Source organism: Vreelandella lutescens, from assembly GCF_014640815.1.
GTDB classification, from domain to species: domain Bacteria; phylum Pseudomonadota; class Gammaproteobacteria; order Pseudomonadales; family Halomonadaceae; genus Vreelandella; species Vreelandella lutescens.
Genome location: NZ_BMHM01000005.1, coordinates 135,038 through 159,249, shown reverse-complemented (window position 1 = coordinate 159,249; position 24,212 = coordinate 135,038). Strand labels below are relative to the sequence as shown.

Here is a 24,212-nt window from a genome sequence, read left to right as displayed (position 1 = left end):
CAGCAAGAGCTTCAGCGTTGTCATTAGCAAGCCAGGAGAGACTTGGAAATTTTGAGCATAAACCTACAAATTGTTGGTCTTCTTCAGACCAAAGAATACTAAAGATATGGTCGCTGTGATTTATCATCATTTCTATGCCAGCAGGGTGGGATAACGACAAGGAGAATGTATGGCAGATAATAGTAGAGCACCAGAAATACGCTCTGGGATTAAAGCCTTCTTAAAAGAGCGCTTTGATACCAAGGCAGAAAAGCTAGCTCCTGATGATCCAAAATATCAAGCGCTGGTTGAGCAGTTCCAATTCGATACCTGGATCAACGATGCAGCAAGACGCGTTGGTCAACTACAAGTCGTTACCCACTCCCTCAAACCTATTCATCCGGATGCCAAAGGCTCCAATCTTTACGCCCCACCTGAATCGCTAAATAACCATTCTCTTGTTGGCAGTCACACGCTAACTGCTGATTTTGCGGGCGATGTCGTAGGGAACGCTGCCGCCTTGGATGTTTATAAGTTCTTGAAGCTGCAATTTGAGGGAAAGTCGCTACTTGAGCGGGCGCTGGAAAATGACACTGAGCTGGCAAAAGCGTTAAGCGATAATCCTGAGCAAGCTCAGGCGTGGATCAGCGCCTTTGCGGCGATTACCGAACCGCGAGGTGAGCACGCCTCGCATACCCGAGGCAAACAGCTCTACTGGCTGGTGGGAGATGATGCCGCAGACGTAGAAAATGACGCTGAGAACTTTCATCTGCTAGCACCGCTCTACGCCACTTCTCTGGCGCACAGGGTCTTTCAAACCATTAACCATGACCGTTTTAGCGAAGAGGCCAAAGAGGCACGTAAAGCCAAGCGGGAAGGCAAATACGCTGAGCAATCGGTGCACAGTTATCCCAACTTGGCCGCCCAGAAAATGGGTGGTACCAAGCCACAAAATATCTCGCAGCTGAATAGCGAGCGGGGCGGTAATAACTATTTGTTAGCTTCCATGCCACCCAGTTGGAATGTGCGCGATATTCGCCCACCGCTGAAAGTCGCATCGGTTTTCTCCCACCCTGGCGTCTTTGGTAGTCGTTCAGACGTACGTTCGCTGGTTAAAGACCTCAAACAGTTTCTTGAAACCAACCCTACGTCAGACATGCACACCCGCGACCTGCGCGATGACTACACCGCCATGTTGATGGATGAGTTGGCGCTGTTTGCCATGCAGATGCATAGCCTGCCTGCGGGCTGGAGCGACGATGAAAAGTGCGAATTATCAGTAGAAGAAATGTATTGGCTAGACCCTGGCCGCGCCGAAGAGGATACCGCTTTTCGTGAAGCGCGAAACAGCGTGGAGTGGGCAGACGATATTCGCCACCGCTTTGCTAGCTGGCTCAATGCCGCGTTAGGCGGAAAGCTGCCTTTGGGTGATGTGGAGTTCCGCCACTGGAAGAAAGCGCTCGCGAAAGATGCGACCCATCAACGCCTGCAGGATCGTGATCGCCGCTGGATGGAAAGCCTAACGGAAGACTTAACCAACCTGCCAGGAGGTGATGACGATGAGTGAAGTAAAAAACCTCCTAGTTCTGCCGCGTCTGCGTGTACAAAACGCCAACGCGATTTCCAGCCCAATGACCTGGGGCTTTCCTGCCATGAGTGCATTTGTAGGTTTGATGCATGCTCTGGAACGGAAGTTAGCAGAGGCGAGTCTTCCCGTTGCACTTGGCCGTGTTGGGGTTATTTGTCATGACTTTGAAGCCCAGGCCACTGAGGGTGGTTACATCCGTGGCTTTCACCTGACGCGCAACCCAGTGGACAAAACCGGTGGTACGGCAGCGATTGTAGAAGAAGGGCGCGTCCATCTGGATATCACGCTGATCTTCTCGATTGATACCGGCGCTGTAGAAAGCGAGCATGAGAATATCGCTAAACAAATCGGAGAGATTGTATCGGGCATGCGCATTGCCGGAGGCAGTGTCATCCCTAACCGTGCGGTGCCAAGCCATAAACAACGCCCGCAATGGGTCACGCTTGATGACAAAGAAGATGAACGCTACAAGCAGTTCGCTCGCTTGAAGCGGCGCTGGCTGCCGGGCTTTGCCCTCACCCTGCGGGATGATTACCTCACCGAGCACCTTCAAACACTGCAACAGCAAAATCCAGACGCCAGTTTGCTGGATGCGTGGTTAGACCTCTCTCGTCTTAACCATGTGTGCACGTTAGAAAATGAAGGCGAACCCAACGAGAAGCCCGTTTGGCAGACGCAGCGGCCCTATCGCGGCTGGCTGGTGCCCATTCCAGTGGGTTATGGCGCTATTTCAGATCTTTTTCAGCCAAGTGAAGTCGCCAACGCCCGTGATACCAAGACCCCGTTCCGCTTTGTCGAAAGCCTCTACTCCATGGGTGAATGGGTTAGCCCGCACCGCATGAAGCAACCTGAAGACCTGCTTTGGTACGTTGATAACGACGAAGAAGCGGGCCTCTACCGTCTCAATAACGACTATTACCTTCGCGCCTCAGCACAGTAAACAAGGAGCTTTATCATGGCTAAAAACGATACCCTCAAAACCGCTTCTGTCCTCGCTTTTGAGCGCAAGCTCGACCCTTCCGATGCGCTGCTATACGCCAGCCACTGGGATAAGCGGCAAGATGAACAGCAGTGGCAGCCGGTTGAAGTGCGCGAAAAATCGGTGCGCGGCACCATTTCCAACCGCTTGAAAGCCAAAGACCAAGACCCCGCGAAACTAGATGCGCAGATTGAAAACCCCAATCTACAAACCGTCGATGTAGCCACACTGCCTCACGATGCAGATACCCTAGTTGCCCGCTTCACCCTGCGCGTACTGGCTGGTGCTGGAACACCGTCAGCCTGTAATAACGCTGAGTACCAAGCCAAGCTGGAACAAGCCGTCGCTGAGTATAAGCAAGCGCAAGGCTTTGGCGAGCTGGCGCATCGTTACGCCAATAACCTCGCCAATGGCCGCTTTCTGTGGCGCAACCGCATGGGCGCAGAGCAAGTAGAAGTCAGTATTCGCCAGTTGGCTCAAGGCAAAGCCACCAAAGAGTGGACGTTTGATGCACTGTCACTTTCGTTGCGTGCCTTCGAGGATACTGCCGAGCTTAAAGAACTTGCGGGTGTCATCGACTCCGCGTTGGCGGGCGAGCAGCACTTGCTGCTAGAAGTGGTGGCCTATGTCCGCATGGGTAGCGGACAAGAGGTGTTCCCCTCTCAAGAGCTAATTCTTGACCGGGGCCGGGGCGATAAGAGCAAGACGCTGTATCACGTCAGCGAGATTGCCGGTATTCACTCTCAGAAACTGGGTAACGCCATCCGTACCATCGACACTTGGTACCCCAATGAGAACGATGAAGATCTGGGGCCTATTGCTGTCGAGCCTTATGGCTCGGTGACTACCCAGGGCAAAGCGTATCGCCAGCCCAAGCAGAAAGCTGACTTCTACTCACTGCTGGATAACTGGATGATCAAAGACCAAGTGCCTTCTAAGGAGAACCAGCACTTTGTGATGGCAACCCTGATCCGTGGCGGTGTGTTCGGCGAGGCGGGGTAAGCCATGGATTATTATATTGATATCCGGCTCAGGCCCGACCCCGACTTTCCCGAAGCCATGCTGATGGGCGCGCTTTACAACAAGCTGCATCGGGCGCTGTTCGACTTACAGGCTGCGGACGTAGGCGCCAGTTTTCCAGGGCATAAACATGGTGTTCGCGCTCGCACGTTGGGTGACCATCTGCGCCTGCATGGAACCCAGACGCGTTTGCAGCAGCTAATGAATGCAGACTGGCTAACGGGCATGCGTGATCATACTCATGTAAGTGAGGTGATCGTTGTTCCCAAGAATGCGCAGCATATTAATGTCGTACGGAAGCAGTTCAATACCGGGAGTGAAAGCCGTGCCAAGCGTTATGCCAAGCGGAATGGCATTTCAGAAGAAGAGGCGCGGAAAATTTACGCCAAAGTAGCCGCGCGGCGTATAGAGCTGCCCTTTGTGCAGATTAATAGCCGTTCTACCCAGCAGCGGTTCAGCCTGTTTATCGAGCACAGCAAGCCACAGGAAAGCTCGGTGGTGGGTGCGTTTAACCACTATGGTTTAAGCAGTAATGCTACGGTGCCGTGGTTTTGACCCTTTTTTCTAACGTGAAAATTGACCACCAATAATCAATCGCTTAGCGGTATCGCTCAAGAAAGGGTGATACCGCTTTTTTTGGCCAAAGCTCTTTAACAATCAGCAGATTAAATTTGATATGCTCTAGTGCGCTGCCGCCCAGGCAGCTCAGAAATTGCCCATGATCGGCTCGAAACGCGCCCACAGGTGCGCTGCCGCCCAGGCAGCTCAGAAAACTTTCTTGCGCCGTACAGCTTCAGCGTCGCAGTGCGCTGCCGCCCAGGCAGCTCAGAAAAGCATGAAACGCAATTTCCAGGCAGCTCGGCGGTGCGCTGCCGCCCAGGCAGCTCAGAAATGCGCTTTTTCACTTTGAAGCGTGCCCGTTTAGTGCGCTGCCGCCCAGGCAGCTCAGAAAACCTGGTTAAGCGGCAGCGGCGTGGGGTGCCAGTGCGCTGCCGCCCAGGCAGCTCAGAAAATTCGCCGTGGCCACCACGTTATCGACGCGATTGTGCGCTGCCGCCCAGGCAGCTCAGAAAATAAGAGGAAGCCTTAGGATAAGAGTAGGAATGTGCGCTGCCGCCCAGGCAGCTCAGAAAAACTCGAACACCTGGGCGTACTCACCGCCAACGTGCGCTGCCGCCCAGGCAGCTCAGAAAGATACCGTCGAGCAAGCCCGCAAAGCAACTATGTGCGCTGCCGCCCAGGCAGCTCAGAAATGGGGCCAATCTAAGCCAATATGTTTGGTGAGGTGCGCTGCCGCCCAGGCAGCTCAGAAACTCGCCCTCAAGGCTTGGGTAATACGCATGCAGTGCGCTGCCGCCCAGGCAGCTCAGAAACGGCGGATGAGCACCCGCGCCTGTGTCGCTCCGTGCGCTGCCGCCCAGGCAGCTCAGAAACCAAGCATCCTAAGGATAGAAAATCATGGAAAGTGCGCTGCCGCCCAGGCAGCTCAGAAAACAAAGGGTGCTATGCATAAGCAGCCTGCTTAGTGCGCTGCCGCCCAGGCAGCTCAGAAAATCCGGGGTTTTCTCGTTTCTAGGGATTAGACGTGCGCTGCCGCCCAGGCAGCTCAGAAAATCACGGCGAATCTCAACGCCGCCCAACTGCCGTGCGCTGCCGCCCAGGCAGCTCAGAAACATGAGATACGCCCTTTTGGGTCAGCCACGGCGTGCGCTGCCGCCCAGGCAGCTCAGAAAATATTGCGACACACATCAACACGAGTAAGCACGTGCGCTGCCGCCCAGGCAGCTCAGAAAATGAAAGGGTGGGCACTCATAATGGTCATGAAGTGCGCTGCCGCCCAGGCAGCTCAGAAATACTATGACCGCCTGCACCGTATGCATTACGAGTGCGCTGCCGCCCAGGCAGCTCAGAAAATCAATCGCACTGGCGCGCCGGACTACAAAGGGTGCGCTGCCGCCCAGGCAGCTCAGAAAATTAACCAATTTCTCTAAAACGCTATAACGCTGTGCGCTGCCGCCCAGGCAGCTCAGAAATAGACGAAGGCGAGCTACCCCCCGACCAGCTCGTGCGCTGCCGCCCAGGCAGCTCAGAAAATCGGGGAATTAAGAGGAATAGAGAACGGTAAGTGCGCTGCCGCCCAGGCAGCTCAGAAAATCACCATCAGATCGACAAGGGCATCATCGAAGTGCGCTGCCGCCCAGGCAGCTCAGAAAAGGAACATCGCCACCGCCGTCGCTGCCGCCGTGTGCGCTGCCGCCCAGGCAGCTCAGAAATCGTTTTGGATTGACGCGGTGTTGCCGTTACTGTGCGCTGCCGCCCAGGCAGCTCAGAAAAAAACGCCCGATTGAAATGCACCAGGGTATTGAGTGCGCTGCCGCCCAGGCAGCTCAGAAAATGAGTTCCAGGAGGCGCTATGAGCGCAGAGCGTGCGCTGCCGCCCAGGCAGCTCAGAAAACGATCATTGGCAGCACTTGGCTGTTGTTCGTCGTGCGCTGCCGCCCAGGCAGCTCAGAAATCTGCCCAGGCGCCGCCCAGCACATTGTCCACGTGCGCTGCCGCCCAGGCAGCTCAGAAAGTAGCAAAAACCCTTGTTTGGCATGAGGGAGTGTGCGCTGCCGCCCAGGCAGCTCAGAAAGTCAGCGTGCAAAGAGCCTGCTATATAAACAGGTGCGCTGCCGCCCAGGCAGCTCAGAAAACCTACGCCTGCCCACACTGCGGCACTGAATGGTGCGCTGCCGCCCAGGCAGCTCAGAAAACCGCACCCATATACTGCCGTTCACTAGCATGGTGCGCTGCCGCCCAGGCAGCTCAGAAAGACTGGCAGCAAAAGGGCTTGCCTGTTGAAGTGTGCGCTGCCGCCCAGGCAGCTCAGAAAGCAAGGCCATTGAACAAAAAGTACGCATCGAAGTGCGCTGCCGCCCAGGCAGCTCAGAAAAATGCCGCTTTAAAATCGCTTCGGTTGTAATACGTGCGCTGCCGCCCAGGCAGCTCAGAAATGGGAAGGATGACCCAAGATGATCGTGCATTCGTGCGCTGCCGCCCAGGCAGCTCAGAAATATATATTTACGACTTTAAACACGGTCACCGTGTGCGCTGCCGCCCAGGCAGCTCAGAAACAAACTCTATTACACCTTCTGCCTGATTAATCGTGCGCTGCCGCCCAGGCAGCTCAGAAATTAGCAGCATGGCAATGTCGTGACGAATAGCGGTGCGCTGCCGCCCAGGCAGCTCAGAAAGGCAACGGCGTTGATGTATTTGCCGACCGCCTGTGCGCTGCCGCCCAGGCAGCTCAGAAATGAATACCCTGGGACTTAGTAACGATAAGCGCGTGCGCTGCCGCCCAGGCAGCTCAGAAAGCCGCCACGTTGAAGATGGACTGACCACATTGGTGCGCTGCCGCCCAGGCAGCTCAGAAAATCCAAAACGACGCAATGCGCGTTTCACGCGGGTGCGCTGCCGCCCAGGCAGCTCAGAAAAGCATCATCAAAGCCTGCCAGACCACCGGGCAGTGCGCTGCCGCCCAGGCAGCTCAGAAATTTTTGTGGAACGCCAAGCACTGGGACTCAAGGTGCGCTGCCGCCCAGGCAGCTCAGAAACCCGTGTGGCCCACGTCGGCAGATCGGCTGGCGTGCGCTGCCGCCCAGGCAGCTCAGAAATCCCGCTACCGCCTTGCTCAGTTTTGCCATGAGTGCGCTGCCGCCCAGGCAGCTCAGAAAATACTAAAACGCAACGTTAGCGGATCACCCAAGTGCGCTGCCGCCCAGGCAGCTCAGAAATAAAGTTGGTGGGCTCCAATTCACCGTCATCGGTGCGCTGCCGCCCAGGCAGCTCAGAAAGTGATGCGGTTTCCGACAGTCCGACAGACTTTGTGCGCTGCCGCCCAGGCAGCTCAGAAAACGTCAATATGCGGCGCGTCAAAGCCAGTGGTGTGCGCTGCCGCCCAGGCAGCTCAGAAATTTGGAATGTTTCACGGTCTCGCGACCTCAACGTGCGCTGCCGCCCAGGCAGCTCAGAAAAGAAACGCGCCGGCGCGAACGATGCGCTCATCGTGCGCTGCCGCCCAGGCAGCTCAGAAATTCCATGGCGTCATCTTCGGCTTTGACGGTGAGTGCGCTGCCGCCCAGGCAGCTCAGAAAACTGCACCGACTGCCCCGCAATTTGGTACGCCGTGCGCTGCCGCCCAGGCAGCTCAGAAACGCCCCAGCGCCAGCAGAAAATCCGGGTTAAGGTGCGCTGCCGCCCAGGCAGCTCAGAAAGTGGGCGGCAACCTCACACTCATCACGCCCCGGTGCGCTGCCGCCCAGGCAGCTCAGAAAGACCGCTGGCCGGATGGGCGTTACGGCTACGAGTGCGCTGCCGCCCAGGCAGCTCAGAAATCATCGCATGGCAACCCCCACCTGCAATGAGGGTGCGCTGCCGCCCAGGCAGCTCAGAAATGCCAGGTTGGCCGCTTCAAACGCGGTGGCCAGTGCGCTGCCGCCCAGGCAGCTCAGAAAACGTTCAGCGACGCCTTTGCCGGTGCCTTTGATGTGCGCTGCCGCCCAGGCAGCTCAGAAAGTCGCCAAGGGTCTAGTTCTTCGCTGATTGCGGTGCGCTGCCGCCCAGGCAGCTCAGAAAATTCAGACAAAGTGCGTAAACCAGCAGACCTAGTGCGCTGCCGCCCAGGCAGCTCAGAAAATGTTCATGCGGCAGCTCAAGGATTACGGCGAGTGCGCTGCCGCCCAGGCAGCTCAGAAAGTCCGGCGGGTAGTTCTGGCCCCTGGAAAATCGTGCGCTGCCGCCCAGGCAGCTCAGAAAACGGTGGAAGCGGCGCAGTCCGAAGCGACCCAGTGCGCTGCCGCCCAGGCAGCTCAGAAACTACCCCTACCAAGGAACGCTGCGTGCGAGCGGTGCGCTGCCGCCCAGGCAGCTCAGAAATAGCGCAGTACGGAGTTGATAAAGATACTCCAGTGCGCTGCCGCCCAGGCAGCTCAGAAATTCCTCTCTTCTCCTGTCGGCTTCTGTTCAGGGTGCGCTGCCGCCCAGGCAGCTCAGAAATGGGAGTGCGTTTAAGTAATCTGGTGGGTCGAGTGCGCTGCCGCCCAGGCAGCTCAGAAACTCACCGTCATATATACGATAGAGATAACTAGGTGCGCTGCCGCCCAGGCAGCTCAGAAAGACGATGCGCGTAGCTCGCGTGTACCTGCGTGGTGCGCTGCCGCCCAGGCAGCTCAGAAAATAGAAAAAGAGCCCATTAAAAGAGATTGGTCGTGCGCTGCCGCCCAGGCAGCTCAGAAATGCAAAAGCGCGTAGCCGAACTACGTGCCGAGGTGCGCTGCCGCCCAGGCAGCTCAGAAAACCCATGCGCCGATGCGATGGAAAGTGACGGCGTGCGCTGCCGCCCAGGCAGCTCAGAAAGCCGGAAGAGATGAACCTAAGTTTTGGCGTGAGTGCGCTGCCGCCCAGGCAGCTCAGAAAGCGACAATCATCTCGGCAATGAGGGTTTCGAAGTGCGCTGCCGCCCAGGCAGCTCAGAAACGAACTCATCCGGGTCGAAGAACGACCGCCAATGTGCGCTGCCGCCCAGGCAGCTCAGAAACTGGCAAATTGGCCGTAGCCGTAGCATCAGCCGGTGCGCTGCCGCCCAGGCAGCTCAGAAATAATAACGGTGGCGACAATAACGAGCAAAGGTGTGCGCTGCCGCCCAGGCAGCTCAGAAAGATGGGCTTACACAACGCCTTGACGTCTTCAGGTGCGCTGCCGCCCAGGCAGCTCAGAAAAAGCTGTTTCCGAAGTATGGCCGTAAGGCGGGGTGCGCTGCCGCCCAGGCAGCTCAGAAAATGACGCGCCGCCTGGAGGCACCGATAAGCCTGTGCGCTGCCGCCCAGGCAGCTTTCAGTAGTAGGGTGTGGAGTGCTGGCAGTGGTGGGTAATGCCAGGCCCCGCCAGCGGGGCCTCCATCACTTACTCTTTCTCTTCTTCGTCATCCTCTACCCAGCGTTCCATGGCGCGTTTGTCGTCGGGGAGCCGGACTATATCGCCTACGTTGAGTTTTTGGTGCGACTTAAAACGGTGGCCGTGCTGGTCGAGAATGGCGGCAACGCTGCCGATGCTGACGGCGTCTTCCTCCCGGTAGGTTTCAACTTTGACCCGCACAATGCGGCCCTGGTAACGGGCGGAAAGAACCGCGCCGGGGTAGGGAGGCGTGTGGTCGGGGTCGTTTTTAAAGTGGGCGGCGACGCTGGCGCTGCCGGGGTCGTCCCATTCAACGTGTTGATGCATGGTCAGTGTCCTTACATAAGCCGTTAGAAAATAAGAAAGCGCTTTCAGTGTAGTGTGCGTTGGCTGAACTCGGCCAATGTCCATAGACAGCCTTGGCCTGTGCGCTTAACTTACTCGTTTAAGGGAACCTGGGGAGAGGTGGCGATGCATCCGTACCGTGCGCTATTTGAGCAGTCGGGCACACCGCTCTTTGTGGTGGAACGTTCAGCCCCTGGTGCGATGAATGTGTCTGCGAACGCGGCTTTTCGGCGCGTGGTGGGCTGGGCCGCTGAGAACAGTGAACTGGCTCTGGCAAGCTGCTTTCCATTAGACGTTAGCAACGTACTAGCCGCTGTCCAAGCCTGCGACCAGCAGCAGGCGGCGCAGGAGCTCATGGTGGCCTGGGGGGAGTCGTCGCGCAGCTGGCAGCTGCAGCTTTCACCCGTGAATGAAGGGGAGTACCGCGCGGTCTGCGGGTCGCTTTTCCAGCAAGCGCTGCCGTTTGGCGAGCCTTTGGATGCTCTGCTGTCGCAATTGCCGGGCTTTATTTATCAGTTGCACTACTCGTTAGAGGGGGCGTGGCGTTACACCTATGTGGGGCAGCGCGTGGTGGAGCTGTTTGGCATTCGGGTCGATGAGGCCTTAGACGATGCACAAGCGCTGCTGGCCAACATTCACCCAGGGGATCGCGATGCGGTGATTGACAGCTCGCTGGAAAGCGCGCAAACGTTAATGCCTTGGAAACACGAGTTCCGGATGTTCCACCGCAACGGCAACATGCTGTGGGTGGAGGCCATCGACCACCCCCGTCATGAGCCGGATGGCAGCATAGTATGGACAGGCTACGCCAACGATATCACCCAGCGTAAGGCCTTAGAGTCGGCCTTGAAATCCAGCGAGCAGCGGTTCCGGCAATTGGTTGAACAGGCCAACGATATTATTTATACGCTGAGCGCAGACGGCACCCTGACCTATATATCGCCGAACTGGCCACGCATTTTGGGGCATGAAGTGCACGAGGTGTTAGGGCGCAACATGAGTTTTGTGCTGCACCCAGAAGACCTAGAAGCGTGCCGCCGCTATATCGCCAAGGTGTACCACACCGCCGAGCCGCAGGGGTTGATTGAGTACCGCGTACAGCATGCCAACGGTGAGTGGCGCTGGCACTTTACCAACGGGGCACCGCTGGTCGATGAGCAGGGGAGCGTCACGAGCTTTTTAGGGATTTCCCACGATATTACCCCTCGCCGGGAGATGGAGCAGCGGGTGCTCCATTTAGCTCAGCACGATACCTTAACCGACCTGCCCAACAGGGCGATGTTTTTTGGCGAGCTGGGGCGAGCGCTGGTAAAGGCGCTACGCGAAGGTGGCCAATTAGCGCTGCTGTTTATCGATTTAGACCACTTTAAGCCGGTGAATGACCGCTGGGGGCACGGCGTGGGCGATCAGTTACTCACTGAGGCGGCCCAGCGTATGCGGCTTCGGCTACGCGGCACTGATATGGTCGGCCGCATTGGTGGTGATGAGTTTGTGGCACTGCTAGGCGGCCCCGTCACAGAGGACACCGCCTGGGTGGTGGCTAATCAGCTCTGCCAAGCGCTGGCAGAGCCGTTTATGTTGTCGGTAGGCGAGGTGCGTGTCTCTGCGAGCATTGGCGTGTCGCTCTTTCCGCTGCACGCCTGTGATGAAGCTACCTTGATTCATTGCGCTGATCAGGCGATGTATCAAGCGAAAGCCGAGGGGCGCAACCGGGCCGTGCTTTACTCTCCGCTGGCCTCTGCCAGTGTTTCTTCCGATGCACCAACGTACTGAAACATAAAGTTGAGAGCGGCGGGTAAGCTGGCCCGCCATACGCGCCATGTATGGCCGCCAGGGTACAGATCTAGCCGCACATCGCCGGGTTGAATGCGCTCCATGGTTTGGCGAAGCTGGCGGGCATGAAACTCGGCATCGTACACGTCGCTGCGTCCGGCGCTGATGTAGAGCGGCACGGGTGGGGTGTCGCTTTGCTCAGCATAGGGGCGCGGCGTTACCTGTAAGCGGTAGCCTTCTAAATGCGCCGTGTAATTCAGCTGTTCCCAAAGCGCCTGGTCAAACTCTCCCTGCTTGTTTAAAAATGCCGGATGCCGGGTGGCAGAGGAGTTGGCAGGCGGTGCCGGCACGTAACTGGCCGGGCTAAGTGCCGCCGCGGCGGCAAACATATCCGGGCGTTCTAGGGCGAAGTTCACTGCCCCATAACCGCCCGCTGAAAGCCCCCCCACGCCGCGCAGCTGGCGTGTCGTTCCCACGTGGTAGGTGGCTTCAATGTGCGGTAACAAGTCGTTGAAAAAGGCGCTGCGTGCAGCTTCATTGCGCCCATCTACCCACCAGCTTCGGCTGCCGGGCATCACAAACACCGCCGGGGGCAAATGCCCGGCTTCTATCAGCCGGTCGGCGGTTTGGGGAAGGTTGCCTCGCGTCGCCCAATCCAGTTCGTTACCAAAAGAGCCGTGCAGCAGGTAAATCACGGGGTAAGGCGCTGACGCTTGTTTGTCATAGCCATCGGGTAAATACACGGTGTAGGGGTAGTCGTAACCTAGTGTGGGCGAGAAAAACTGTTCTCGGGATACCTCGCCCGCCAGGGTCATGCTGCTCAGCGTTAGCCAGCCGAAGACACCCACAACATAGCCTGCCCAGCGTGTGCAACGCGCAATGGTCGGTTTTTTGAGCACAAAGCCTCCAGGAATTTACCGGCGTTTAAGGGGTCGGACAACGCTGTAAGCCAAGGTGTTCATTCATATAAGCCTATATCTAAGCCTAGCAGCAGTGGCGTGGCGGGAGGGTTAATGCAAAAAGTAGAGGAGATTTACTGGCTGCGTGCCTACGGCTGTGTAGCCGTATTTTTATTTCACTGGCTGGATCATTTGAATCAGCGTGTGGACAACGTGGTGACCGACCTGATGCGAATTCCACTGGTGCTAGGCACGCCGGTGTTTCTGTTTATCTCTGTGTTTGTGTTTGCCGTTCGTTACGATAAACAAGTGCCGCCGGGCTTTCTGTTGCAGCGAGTGAAATACGTCATGCTGCCCTATTTGGTGTACGGGTTCATTTACTCCACTGCTCAGTGGTGGAACTTGGCCGGTAGTGATGATGCCGTGGGCTTTTGGGAAAACGCAAAAGCCTATTTTATTTATGCGGGTTGGCACGGCTATTTTTTGATAATTGCCATGCAGTTCTATGCCGCGTATTGGGCCTATACGCGCTGGCAGCTGTGGCGCTTGCATCCGGTGCCTTGGCTATGGGCCGCCTGTATAGTGAGCATGGCGTATTGGGGCTTAGCGTATTGGTTTGAGATTGAGCCGCCGGGCTACTTGCTGTGGATTGCTCCGCTAGGCTGGGTGTATCTGTTTTTCTTGGCGCTGGTGTTGGTGCGCTATTACCCGTTAACACCTTCAGAAACGTTAATTGAGCGCCCTGTTTGGCTGCAAACCCTTTCTCAGCCGCGTTGGCTTGCGCTGTTTGTTGGTGTGATCGTGCTGGCCACCTTTGCCCACTGGCTGGCGTTCTCCTCTAAAGAAGTGTGGGTCATTCCCTTTTTTGTGTTGTTCACACTGGCGCTCATGCGTGGCTTAAAAGGGCGTCGAGCACCTGGCTGGGTGCGCTATATCAATGCGTACTCATTTGGTATTTATCTGGCGCATCCGATGTTTTTTACCCTGACCGATACGCTGGTGGGCACCACAACCCTGCCGCTGGAGGCTTACGCGCTATTGTTGATTCTCGTCGGTGGCGTTGGGTCGATTTTGCTTAATAAAGCGGTCAATACCACTACGTGGGGAGCGATGCTGTTTGGTAAACGGTTGAAGGTCTGAGCGATTCAAACAGTGAGCAGTAGCAGTAAGCGGTGTAAACGGAGAGATTTTACAAAGAGCAGAGGCACAGAAAGGCAGGGGGCGTAGGCGCTATGGCGAGTCGGGGGGAGACGCGCCGACGGGCGACCCTCGTGCAAGGCCTAGTGATTCACCGCTTAAGGATTTGAGCCGAGTAGGGCATGCGTAAAGTCGCTGCAGAAAGTCGAGCAGGGCCGGCTCATCCAACTCCGGATCAAAGCCGCCAATGCGCTCAAGCCATGCACGGCGAATAGCGATATAGGGAGGTACTGTGACAGCAGAGCTGAGAAAGTGCAGCAGTAGCCGTTCTGACAGTCGCGGGGCGGCAGCGTTGATTAACAGCGCATCCATGGCGGTATTAAGCTGGGGGTAGAGTAAGTACCAAAGCTGCGCCGCCATAGGCTCTTTATGCAGTGCAATCAGCAGCCACTCCGCTTGGCTGACATACGCCGCTTGATTGAGGCGCGCACCCAGCGTGTGAGATGGCGTGACGAGGCAGTGGGCGTGATAGCGCTGCTCAAGGTCGGTGAGCCGTTCGTCGGCCTGTGGGCAAGTCACAATGATGGGCACCACGTGGTCAGCAAGACCTGACTGGCGAATAGAGCGTAAGTGGCGCGGTAGCAAGGCTCCTGTCACCGAAGCATCTACGATAAAGCAAACCGTACCCATGCACGCGGCTTCCCTTTGTTATGAAACCTGTCTGATTGTAATTTATTGTAGGTGTGGGTTTCTTTGTGTAGCAAGAGAAAGTTTTTAACGAAAATGATGGATGATTATTTTTTTGCGATCATTTTTGGTGCGTTTTGCTTAATTGTTGCACCAAGTTTGTGCGCAAGGGGCGTGATAGTGATGTTCTCCCCCCTTTTTAATACGCACCTGCTGCATTAAGAAGCACTAGAAGTATGATTTTTATAGTTAAAAAACAATGGCTTGATATTTTTTAAATCCATTATGGTGCAGAGTTGGCACGCTATGTGCTTTTATTTTGCAAGTAGCTTGCAGGCAGTGATGCAAGTAGATTTACAGCGGCTAGCGGGTCGTAGGCAGAAGCCTCGCGGCGTGCTACAACGATAGCCGGTCTGAAATGATCGCTGAGCGATTTGTTATCTATCGTCAAGCAAACGTTAAGCGAACAAAAAAGACAAACGCGCCACATGCAGCTGCGTGTTGAACGATTTGTTGAATAACACTTTTATCGATAGCTTACAGTTACACGCTTTAAGCCACGCTCATATCGGAGGACACTATGTCAGCCAAGACTCTCGCGCTAATCGAAGAACATGATGTTAAGTGGGTAGATCTGCGTTTCACCGACACGCGCGGTAAAGAGCAGCACGTCACCGTACCGGCACGCGACGTGAATGAAGAGTTTTTTGAAAACGGTCAAATGTTCGATGGCTCTTCCATCAATGGTTGGAAGGGTATCAACGAGTCTGACATGATCCTGCGTCCGGAAGACGGCACTGGCTTCCTGGACCCCTTCACCGAAGACGCTACCCTGATTTTGCGTTGCGACATCATCGAGCCTGCTACCATGCAAGGCTACGACCGCGACCCGCGCTCTATCGCTAAGCGTGCAGAAGCTTACCTTGAGTCTACTGGCCTGGGCGACACCGCTTTCTTCGGCCCAGAGCCTGAGTTCTTTATTTTTGACGAAGTACACTGGAAGTCTGATATCCAAGGCTCCATGTACAAAATTACCTCTGACGAGGGCGCTTGGGCCACCGACAGCACAGTAGAAGGCGGCAACCTGGGCCACCGTCCGCGTCTGAAAGGCGGCTACTTCCCGGTTCCTCCGGTAGATAGCTTCCACGATATCCGTGGCGCTATGTGTAACACCCTGGAAGCGATTGGCCAGACCGTGGAAGTACACCACCACGAAGTGGCTAACGCGGGTCAGAACGAAATCGGCGTGAAGTTCAACACGCTGGTGAAGAAAGCTGACGAAGTTCAGGAAATGAAGTACGTGATCCACAACGTGGCGCACGCTTACGGCAAAACCGCTACCTTCATGCCGAAGCCGCTGGTAGGCGACAACGGTTCTGGTATGCACGTACACCAGTCGTTCTGGAAAGATGGCCAAAACCAGTTCGCGGGCGACGAGTACGCTGGCCTGTCTGAAATGGCGCTGTACTACATTGGCGGTATCATCAAGCACGCTCGTGCCCTGAACGCCTTCACCAACGCGTCTACCAACTCGTACAAGCGTCTGGTGCCTGGCTTCGAAGCACCGGTTATGCTGGCCTACAGTGCTCGTAACCGCTCTGCGTCTATCCGTATTCCTTACACCGCTAGCCCGAAAGGCAAGCGTGTAGAGACTCGTTTCCCTGATCCGACTGCCAACCCCTACCTGGCGTTCGCAGCGATGCTGATGGCGGGTATCGACGGTATCAAGAACAAGATCCACCCTGGCGATGCCATGGATAAGAACCTGTACGACCTGCCGCCAGAAGAAGGCAAGTCCGTACCGACAGTGGCTAACAGCCTGGATCAAGCACTGGAAGCACTCGATGCTGACCGTGCGTTCCTGACCGAAGGTGGCGTGTTCACCGACGATATGATTGACGCCTACATCGAACTGAAGATGGAAGACGTTGAGCGTATCCGCATGACGACTCACCCGATTGAGTTCGACATGTACTACTCTTGCTAAGAACGGTCTTTAAGGACGGTGCTAAAATCACCCTTGCGGTGTGATTAGCCTGAAAACCCCGCTTCGGCGGGGTTTTTTTATGGAAGCAAAATGAGGAAGGGGCCAATGATGTGCAGGCGGCATTTGCAATGCAGAATAGGTTTATCCACAGCGGTGGCACTCCTGCTGTGCCTGTGGGTAAGCGTGGCTCAGTCACAAACGGTGTATCGCGTGGTGGATGAGCAGGGCAATGTGACGTTTACCGACAACCCCGAGCGGGGTGGAGATGCGATCACGCTAGCACCGCTGCCCAGTATGCCTTCGGCGTCGCGCCCTTCAGCGGCAGCCCCACGCAGCCTGGGCCGCCCTGGGCAGCCGTTTATGCCTTACGACCGCTTTGCGATTGCCAGCCCTTCGGGTGGCGCATCCGTACGAGGAGGCATGACGCCGGTGGAAGTGCAGGTAGTGCCACCGCTGCGAGACGATCATCAAATTCAACTGCTGGTCAATGGCGAGTTAAGCCAATCAGCGCTGCATAGCGATGCTTTCTGGTTGGCTGGCTTACCGTCTGGCCAGCATCGGCTACAGGCAGAGCTGTTAGATAACCAGGGGCGTGTGCAACACCGCACTGATCCGGTGACTATTTTTATTGCCGAATAAGGCATTGCACTGTAATGGTGCGTTAAGGCAGCGATCTGGACGGGCTGCTGCGCTATAAACGCTCGCGCTACCCCCATCCAATGCCCATAAGCCGTGCAAGATGCGGTTTGCGCCGAATTGGCGCGCTTTTTGCAGTTCCTCCTCTAATACCACTCTTTCCATTGATCAGTGCGTTTTCGTATTTATCAAAGCGACGTTTCAGGACACGCCATGTATCAGCGCTTACTTGAACACCTCACCACGGCAGTCCTGCTGCTTGACGGTGAACTCCGCGTCCGCTGGATGAACCCGGCGGCGGAAGCGCTGCTGGCGGTGAGCTTTAGCCGCGTGCAGGGCATCAGTTTAGATACCCTGCTGGGTGGCGATGAAAGCATTGATGAAGTGCTCGCCAAAGCCCGCGATGCGTTTCATCCTTACACTCAGCGGGAAGCGCGGATTACCCCGCTGAACAGCGAGCCCTTAACCGTGGACTACACGGTAACACCGCTTTCGCCGGATGAGCTGCTGTTGGAAGTTGAGCCGCGTGACCGCTTGATGCAGATTTCCCGAGAAGAAGCCCTGACCACCCGCCAAGAGACCATTAAGGTGCTGGCGCGGGGGTTGGCTCATGAAGTGAAAAACCCCTTGGGCGGGATTCGCGGCGCGGCGCAACTTCTAGAGCGTGATTTAGACGACCCGGCCCTACGGGAATTTACCCATATCATCGTGGAGGAAGTTGACCGCCTGCGTGACTTGGTCGACTCCATGCTGGGTCCGAATCGCATCATCAAACACGAACCGGTCAATATCCACAAAGTGCTGGAGCGGGTGCGGGCGCTGCTCATTGCCGAGCACCCGCAGGTCACCGTTAGCCGTGATTACGACCCCAGCTTGCCGGACCTTTCCGGTGACGAATCTCAGATGATTCAAGCGGTGTTGAACGTGGCGCGTAACGCGGTGCAGGCCATGAGCGATGCAGGGACCCCCTCACCGGAACTTACGCTGCGCACGCGTGCCCGCCGCCAGTTCACCCTAGGCGCCGAGCGGCACCGGCTGGTGAGTGAAGTGGGCGTGATTGATAACGGCCCAGGAATACCAGAAGCACTGCGCGAAACCCTTTTTTACCCGATGGTGTCTGGCCGCGCGGAAGGCAGCGGTTTGGGGCTGTCGATTGCCCAGTCAATTTTGCACCAACATCAAGGATTGATCGAATGCGACTCACGACCCGGACACACCGAATTTCGTTTATTGATTCCATTGGTTATTAATTTCACCGGAGAAGCGTCATGACTGAGGCGACACGTACCGATGTTGCACGGGTGGTTATTGTCGATGATGACCGCGCTATCCGCTGGGTGTTGGAGCGCGCGCTTGCGCAGCCAGACCTGGATGTCGAATGTATTGAGCGTGCGGATGCAGCGCTACCCCGATTGTTAGAAAATCCGCCGGATGTGCTGGTCACCGATATTCGCATGCCGGGGATTGATGGGCTGGACTTGATGTCTCGGGTGCGTGAAGCCCATCCTGACCTGCCGGTGATTGTGATGACCGCGCACTCGGATTTAGACAGCGCCGTGGCCTCTTATCAGGGCGGGGCGTTTGAGTACTTACCCAAACCGTTTGATGTGGACGAGGCGCTGGCGCTGGTACGCCGCGCGGTGGCCCATGCCCGTGAACGTCAACGGCCAGTGAGCGTGCCGGAAGGGCTAAGCGCCGAAATCATCGGTGAAGCTCCGGCCATGCAGGAAGTCTTTCGCGCCATTGGGCGGCTCTCCCATTCGCATATTACGGTGCTGATTAACGGCGAGTCGGGTACGGGTAAAGAGCGAGTGGCTCAGGCGCTGCACCAGCACAGCCCCCGCTCGGGCAAGCCGTTTATTGCACTGAACATGGCGGCGATTCCGCGAGATTTGATTGAATCCGAGCTGTTTGGCCATGAGAAAGGCGCGTTTACCGGCGCGGCTCAGCAGCGCCAGGGGCGCTTTGAGCAGGCGAATGGCGGCACGCTGTTTCTGGATGAGATCGGTGATATGCCTTCGGAAACGCAAACCCGGCTGCTACGGGTGTTGGCCGACGGCGAGTTTTACCGTGTGGGCGGGCATACTCCGGTGAAAGTGGACGTGCGTATTATTGCGGCCACGCACCAAAATCTTGAGTCACTGGTAGACGACGGGCGCTTTCGTGAAGACCTGTTTCACCGCCTGAACGTCATTCGTGTACATCTTCCGCGTCTTGCGGAGCGCCGCGAAGATATTCCCCGGCTAACCCGCCACTTTTTGGCCGAGGCGGCAAAAGAGCTCACTACCGATATCAAAGTACTGACGCCAGAAGCAGAAGCCCACTTAACGCGCTTGCCGTGGCCCGGTAACGTACGGCAACTAGAGAACATCTGCCGTTGGCTAACGGTGATGGCGTCAGGGCGAGAGATTTTGGTAGAAGACCTGCCGCCAGAACTGCGTACCGTGAATGCGCCTGAGGGGAGTACGTACGGTGACTGGCGCTCGGCGTTTCGAGACTGGGCCGACCACGCGCTGGCCGAAGGCCACACGCATTTGTTGGAAGAGGCCGTTCCCGACTTCGAGCGTATTCTGATTGAAACCGCCTTAAAGCACACCGGTGGGCGCAAAGGCGAAGCGGCCGAACTGCTGGGTTGGGGGCGCAACACGCTCACCCGTAAGCTAAAAACGCTGCTGCCTGCCTTGGCAGATGATTAAGGTGAGGGGGCTTAACGGCTCTTAAACAAATGCCCGCTGCTATGCAGCGGGCATTTTTATTGGACGCTACTCACCTTAGGTGAGCGTAACGATATGGTTATTCGTCTGCGCCTGGTACGCCGCCCAGTTCTTCAATCAGCGCTTTGTAGCTTTCTGTTTGCTCGGTGAGGGTCTGGGTCACTTCCTCTTCGGAGAGGTAGACCACCGGCATCAGAATGCGCTCTTCAGTGATTTCGATGAAGCGCTCATCTTGGGTCGCCGCTTCTAGGGCTTCTGCTAGGCGCTCAACGTGAGCGTCAGGGGTGTTTTTAGGCACCATGACCACACGGATTTCGGCGGGGTTAATGTCGTATCCCGCTTCTTGCAGGCTTGGCGCATCGGGGAAAGCAACTAAGCGCTCTTCTGCCAAGCTCAGCAAGACCGGCATTTCGCCTGTTTCAGCGTAGCCTGAGTGGGTGCCGCCGCTATAGGCAAAATCCACATCACCAGACAAAATCAGCGGTGCCATACCCGCGCCACCTGCTGTGGGTACAATGCGCAGGTCGAGGCCTTCTTGCTGGGCAATATACTCAATGATCATACGGTCCAGCGCCGTTTGTGTGGCATAGCTGGTGCCGGGGTTTTCGCGTGCATACTCCACCAACGATTCCCAGCTGTCGCCAAAGGGGCGGCCTTCGCCCGTTACAATGGCGGATTGGCCTAGGGTGACGCCAGCGGCGTAGCGGAAGTCGTCAAGCTGGTAAGCCGTTTCAGTGGCCAGCGGGCCATAGGTAATCGTCATCGAGGTGCCGAAGGCAAACGTATAACCTTCATCGTTATTGTTCGCCAAACGCGTTAAGGCGACGCCGCCGCCAGCGCCCGGCTGGTTCACAACGTTCACCGGTTGGCCTAGCTCTTCTTCCAGCACGTTCGCCAGTACGCGGGCCTGAATGTCGGTGCTACCGCCTGCGCCAAAGCCCACTACCAGGGTAAGAGGTTTGCTGGGGAAGTCGTTGGCGTGCGCCGTGCCTGCGGCAACGGTGAGTGCCGCTGATAAGATAGCAGTGGTGAGTAGTGTTTTTTTCATGGGTCGTTTCCTCGATGGTTTTTTCTTTGTGTTAAAGGACTTTGTGTAAAAGGGCTCTGTGTTAATCAAGACGTGTTAAGCCGTGGTTTGGCGGCGCTGTCGATATTGGCGATAGCTGCTCCATAGCAGGTGAATGACCAAGAGAGCCGTCGCGACAACAAACACCAGGGCAATAGGGCGCTGCAGTAAGATGCTGATCTCTCCGCCCGACAAAATGACGGCTTGGCGCAGGTTCATTTCCAGCATCGGCGTGACGATAAACGCCACGAGAAAGGTGACAAACGAGTAGTCGTGTTTTTTCAGGAAGTAGCCAAAAATAGCGAAGCCAAAGACCGTTAGTAGGCCAAAGGTGCCGTACCCTTGTACTTGAATGCCGGCTAGGCAGAGAAAGATCACTACGGGGATGACAATGTTCTGAGGAACATCCGTCACTTTGGCGAATAAGCGCAGGCCATACCAGCCTATTGCCAGCATGATCAGGCTAGCTACGATCATGCCTGCGAAAATGGTGAACAGCATCTGCGGATGGTCGCGCAGCATTAACGGGCCTACTTGGATGCCGTGAATCATAAAGGCACCGACTAATAGGGCGGCGGAAACGCTGCCGGGGATTCCCAAGCCAAATAGCGGGATATAGCTGGCCGGTATGACCGCGTTGTCAGCGGCTTCCGCGGCGGCAATGCCGTTAGGGTTACCTTTGCCAAAGCTATCGGGGTCTTTCGCTCCTCGTTTCGCTAATCCGTAGGCCATAAAGGAGCCTACCGAAGGGCCAAGGCCGGGCAGTGCGCCTACAAATGCCCCTACGCCTGTACTTTTAAAAATGGTGGGTAAGGTGCTTTTGAACTCTTTAAAAGTTAAGTCGTCGTTGGGGTTGTTGGCCAAGTGGATAGAGTGTCCACCCTTGTTGCGTCGGTAGGCTTCTAACTGCACAAACATTTCAGAGAGGGCCAACGTGCCAATCACTAACGGTAAAATAGGCACGCCTTCCATCAATTCAGCATAGCCAAAGGTAAAACGCATGGCACCTGTCTCGGGGTCAAGGCCGACCGTGCCTAAAATCACCCCCATGCCACCTGCCGCCATGCCTTTTAAAAACGACCCGCCCGCCATGCCTGCAATAAAGACCAGCGCAAAAATAAGAATGGCGGCCAGCTCATAGGGGCCAAACTTAAGCGCAATAGACGCAAAAGGAATGACAACAACAATCAATAGCAGGGTGGACAGTAAATCACCAATGACGGAGGCCAGTAAGCCGACTTTTAACGCCTTGCGAGGCTGCCCATTACTTGCCATGGGATAGCCGTCTAGGCAGGTAGCCGCCGAAGAGGGCTCTCCTGGCGTGTTCAGCAAAATAGCCGATACAGCACTGCCCGCAGCGGTGCCCTTTGAAAGGCCGATCAAGAAGGCGATAGCCGCATAAGCGGACATGTAAAACGTTAATGGAATGGCAATCGCAATGGCGACAGAGCGGTTTAAACCAGGAATAACCCCCACTAAGTAACCCAACAATACGCCGCCGAGTATGACCATAATGGAGTGGAGCGTTAATGCATCGCCAAAGGCGCTAGTAATGGCACTCAGTTCTGGCATGTTAAACGACTCCAATGCGCATTAAATGTACGGTTAAAAGATACAGTGCTGCCGTTGGAATGGCAGATGCACCTAATAAAACATACCAGCGGTGCTCGCCTAATAGTGCTAGAAGACATCCGATAATAAAGGGGGCTAACCAAGTAAGTGGGAGGTAAGCAGCTAAAATAATAAATAGAAGCACATATAAAAAAGGCCAAACTTGGTACCACAGAGCGCCCAGAGGAATAGACTGAAAAAGCGGGGCATGTTGTTGCTTAAGACGAATGAAGCTAACAACTGCCAGAGTGGCGGCGCAGGCTAACATGACCCAGGCACCCAATGTCGCTAAGCGCTGCGGGTGCATGCCAAAGGCCATGCCTGAGCCACCGTAGCGTGGAATGAGCCATATCAGTAGCCAGCCCGCCACTAAGGCGACCCCTATGCCTGACCATACGTTTCTTCGCTGTAGCTGGGTTTTGGGCGTCATAGGATTTTTTTATCGACGTTAGTAGAGTCTAACTACCCTATGATCCACAAAACATGTAATCAATTGGTAATATCACGCTGTTTAAACGCGACAATCAACGGTATTTTTTTGTAATAAGTTTAATTTTTAATGGCGTCATGTTGTTAGCGGTCAAACTAAATTGATGAGATAGTATGAGCTGGCGAGAGCGAACAGGGTGTGAGAGTGACGCGGTCATTAAGAAATAGCAGCCGTAACAAGCGTGAGCTCTAATTCTGAAGTAGCTAGTAGTATTGCTGTCGTTAATGACATCTTTTTAGTTATAAAGCTATTATAAAAACGTCATCAAAGCATCGCCGCACGCTAGTGCTTTAATTCCTCAAGGGGGGAAGAACAAACACGGCATCGGCCAGCGCTGGGTCTGGAAGGTGGCAGTCGGTCTGCTCCCATGGCAGTAGGCTAAAGGTGTGTTCAATCCCCAAGCCTTCCAGTTGATGCTCTACGCCGTGGCCGTAGATGACGTGTCCTAGGCCCATTAAGCCAACGGCTAACGTGCCGTCTTTTGCAACGTCTGCCAGTCTGTGAGCCATTGCGATATCCCAGGTAAGCTGCGCTTGGGTAAAGCGCTCCAGCATCGCGGGGTTCTCTTGGCCCATGGCGTGTTGGTCAAATACCTCCGTTAAACGCTCTTGATAGGCGGAACTGGCGGGTAGCGGCGGGGGAATCGCATGGCGCTGTTGGGCAGGAACGCTTTCAAACCCCTCTTGTGAGAGCCGTTGGCGTAGTTCAGGCGCAATATTGAGCGCGATCAGTGGCACCTGCTGGAGTCGTGCAAACTGGAAGATAGGCAGATAAAGCTCGGCATCAAACCCCCAGGCCTCTTCCCAGTGGCTCTCAGTGAGTAATGCTTCCTCGGTGAGCTGGCCCGCCACCCATTGGTCCAGTACTGGCTGTGCGCTCCTAGGCAGCATCTCCAGGCCAATCACCAGATCTTCTCGAAGTGCATGTAGCCCTGCCAGGGTGTGCAACTGCCAGCGGTGGTGGTCAATGGCATCGTGCTGCTCACCTAGTAGCACCACTTGCTGATTGGCCGCTTGAGTGAGAATGGCGTTAGCCACCTGGGCGTGCCCCGCTTGCCACCATTGGCCAGGCTGTGGGCAGCTTCCGTGGGCATGGCTCGTAAAAAACCCAACCACCATGGCCGCCCATCCTGAACCCTGCTTCAACCCCAAGCCGAACGGCATAGCGTTAACCTTCTTGGGCCTTGAGCCGGTTAATCTCAGCAAGAATCTCTTCAGCCTCTTCTGTCAGCGTCGCGTTAGCCCGCATATCGCCATTGCGAGAGGCTTCCATCGCTGCTTGCAGCTTGCGTTCGTACGCTTGTTGAAGCTTCTTTTTGGGGTCGCGCTTAAATAGACCAAACATGAGCACTCTCCTTTTGTGTGTAT

At 56.0% G+C, this 24,212-nt stretch carries 18 protein-coding genes and 1 CRISPR repeat array; of the genes, 10 read left to right on the top strand and 8 right to left on the bottom strand.

Features of this window, described 5'->3' with window-relative positions; translation table 11 throughout:
* The first annotated feature begins 169 nt into the window (after nt 1–169).
* Genes csy1 through cas6f form a run of 4 tightly spaced genes read left to right on the top strand, consistent with a single transcriptional unit; the run spans nt 170 to nt 4,121 of the window.
* Complete coding sequence (gene csy1, locus IEW65_RS13790; protein WP_188640051.1) at nt 170–1,546, top strand: type I-F CRISPR-associated protein Csy1; 1,377 nt, start codon at nt 170–172, stop codon at nt 1,544–1,546.
* Entirely contained in the window at nt 1,539–2,507 is a 969-nt protein-coding gene (gene csy2, locus IEW65_RS13785) for a type I-F CRISPR-associated protein Csy2 (RefSeq protein ID WP_188640050.1), read from the top strand. Before csy1 ends, csy2 begins: the two co-directional genes overlap by 8 nt.
* A gap of 15 nt (nt 2,508–2,522) precedes the next feature.
* Nucleotides 2,523–3,548, top strand: coding sequence for a type I-F CRISPR-associated protein Csy3 (gene csy3, locus IEW65_RS13780; RefSeq protein WP_188640049.1), 1,026 nt, complete (start codon nt 2,523–2,525; stop codon nt 3,546–3,548).
* A 3-nt stretch (nt 3,549–3,551) separates the two neighbouring features.
* Entirely contained in the window at nt 3,552–4,121 is a 570-nt protein-coding gene (cas6f, locus tag IEW65_RS13775; protein ID WP_188640048.1) for a type I-F CRISPR-associated endoribonuclease Cas6/Csy4, read from the top strand.
* Nucleotides 4,122–4,250: 129 nt separating this feature from the next.
* Nucleotides 4,251–9,445: direct repeats of the CRISPR family, unit length 28 nt; unit sequence GTGCGCTGCCGCCCAGGCAGCTCAGAAA.
* A gap of 64 nt (nt 9,446–9,509) precedes the next feature.
* Here the strand turns inward: cas6f and IEW65_RS13770 are convergent.
* A complete protein-coding gene (locus IEW65_RS13770; protein WP_188640047.1) occupies nt 9,510–9,827 on the bottom strand; it encodes a hypothetical protein in 318 nt (105 codons plus the stop codon).
* Between the two features lie 144 nt (nt 9,828–9,971).
* On the opposite strand from IEW65_RS13770, the gene IEW65_RS13765 reads away from it, so the two are divergent.
* Nucleotides 9,972–11,618: a sensor domain-containing diguanylate cyclase gene (locus IEW65_RS13765; protein WP_188640046.1), complete on the top strand. Its 1,647-nt coding sequence runs from the start codon at nt 9,972–9,974 to the stop codon at nt 11,616–11,618.
* Here IEW65_RS13765 and IEW65_RS13760 read toward each other — a convergent pair.
* Complete coding sequence (locus tag IEW65_RS13760; RefSeq protein WP_422822620.1) at nt 11,567–12,466, bottom strand: alpha/beta hydrolase; 900 nt, start codon at nt 12,464–12,466, stop codon at nt 11,567–11,569. The genes IEW65_RS13765 and IEW65_RS13760 overlap by 52 nt on opposite strands.
* A gap of 165 nt (nt 12,467–12,631) precedes the next feature.
* Between IEW65_RS13760 and IEW65_RS13755 the strand changes: the two genes are divergently transcribed.
* Complete coding sequence (locus tag IEW65_RS13755; protein WP_188640045.1) at nt 12,632–13,657, top strand: acyltransferase family protein; 1,026 nt, start codon at nt 12,632–12,634, stop codon at nt 13,655–13,657.
* 90 nt (nt 13,658–13,747) lie between these two features.
* Here the strand turns inward: IEW65_RS13755 and IEW65_RS13750 are convergent, their stop codons facing one another.
* The gene (locus IEW65_RS13750) at nt 13,748–14,344 is read right to left on the bottom strand and encodes a glycosyltransferase family protein (protein ID WP_188640044.1); all 597 of its coding nucleotides are present in this window, start codon (nt 14,342–14,344) and stop codon (nt 13,748–13,750) included.
* 577 nt (nt 14,345–14,921) lie between these two features.
* Here IEW65_RS13750 and glnA point away from each other — a divergent pair.
* From glnA to glnG, 4 genes are all read left to right on the top strand, one after another.
* Nucleotides 14,922–16,328, top strand: coding sequence for a glutamate--ammonia ligase (gene glnA, locus IEW65_RS13745; RefSeq protein ID WP_188640043.1), 1,407 nt, complete (start codon nt 14,922–14,924; stop codon nt 16,326–16,328).
* Nucleotides 16,329–16,481: 153 nt separating this feature from the next.
* Nucleotides 16,482–16,967, top strand: coding sequence for a DUF4124 domain-containing protein (locus tag IEW65_RS13740; RefSeq protein ID WP_308421468.1), 486 nt, complete (start codon nt 16,482–16,484; stop codon nt 16,965–16,967).
* A gap of 210 nt (nt 16,968–17,177) precedes the next feature.
* Entirely contained in the window at nt 17,178–18,236 is a 1,059-nt protein-coding gene (glnL, locus tag IEW65_RS13735; protein WP_188640041.1) for a nitrogen regulation protein NR(II), read from the top strand.
* Entirely contained in the window at nt 18,233–19,660 is a 1,428-nt protein-coding gene (glnG, locus tag IEW65_RS13730; protein ID WP_188640040.1) for a nitrogen regulation protein NR(I), read from the top strand. Before glnL ends, glnG begins: the two co-directional genes overlap by 4 nt.
* Before the next feature lie 97 nt (nt 19,661–19,757).
* On the opposite strand, the gene IEW65_RS13725 is transcribed toward glnG, so the two are convergent.
* The 5 genes from IEW65_RS13725 to IEW65_RS13705 form a co-directional block, all read right to left on the bottom strand.
* Entirely contained in the window at nt 19,758–20,726 is a 969-nt protein-coding gene (locus tag IEW65_RS13725; protein WP_188640039.1) for a Bug family tripartite tricarboxylate transporter substrate binding protein, read from the bottom strand.
* Nucleotides 20,727–20,801: 75 nt separating this feature from the next.
* The gene (locus IEW65_RS13720) at nt 20,802–22,316 is read right to left on the bottom strand and encodes a tripartite tricarboxylate transporter permease (protein ID WP_188640038.1); all 1,515 of its coding nucleotides are present in this window, start codon (nt 22,314–22,316) and stop codon (nt 20,802–20,804) included.
* 1 nt (nt 22,317) lies between these two features.
* Nucleotides 22,318–22,674: a hypothetical protein gene (locus IEW65_RS13715; RefSeq protein WP_188640037.1), complete on the bottom strand. Its 357-nt coding sequence runs from the start codon at nt 22,672–22,674 to the stop codon at nt 22,318–22,320.
* A 461-nt stretch (nt 22,675–23,135) separates the two neighbouring features.
* Entirely contained in the window at nt 23,136–24,008 is an 873-nt protein-coding gene (locus tag IEW65_RS13710) for a ChaN family lipoprotein (protein ID WP_229755570.1), read from the bottom strand.
* A gap of 4 nt (nt 24,009–24,012) precedes the next feature.
* Nucleotides 24,013–24,189, bottom strand: coding sequence for a DUF6435 family protein (locus IEW65_RS13705; protein ID WP_188640036.1), 177 nt, complete (start codon nt 24,187–24,189; stop codon nt 24,013–24,015).
* Nucleotides 24,190–24,212 lie beyond the last annotated feature (23 nt).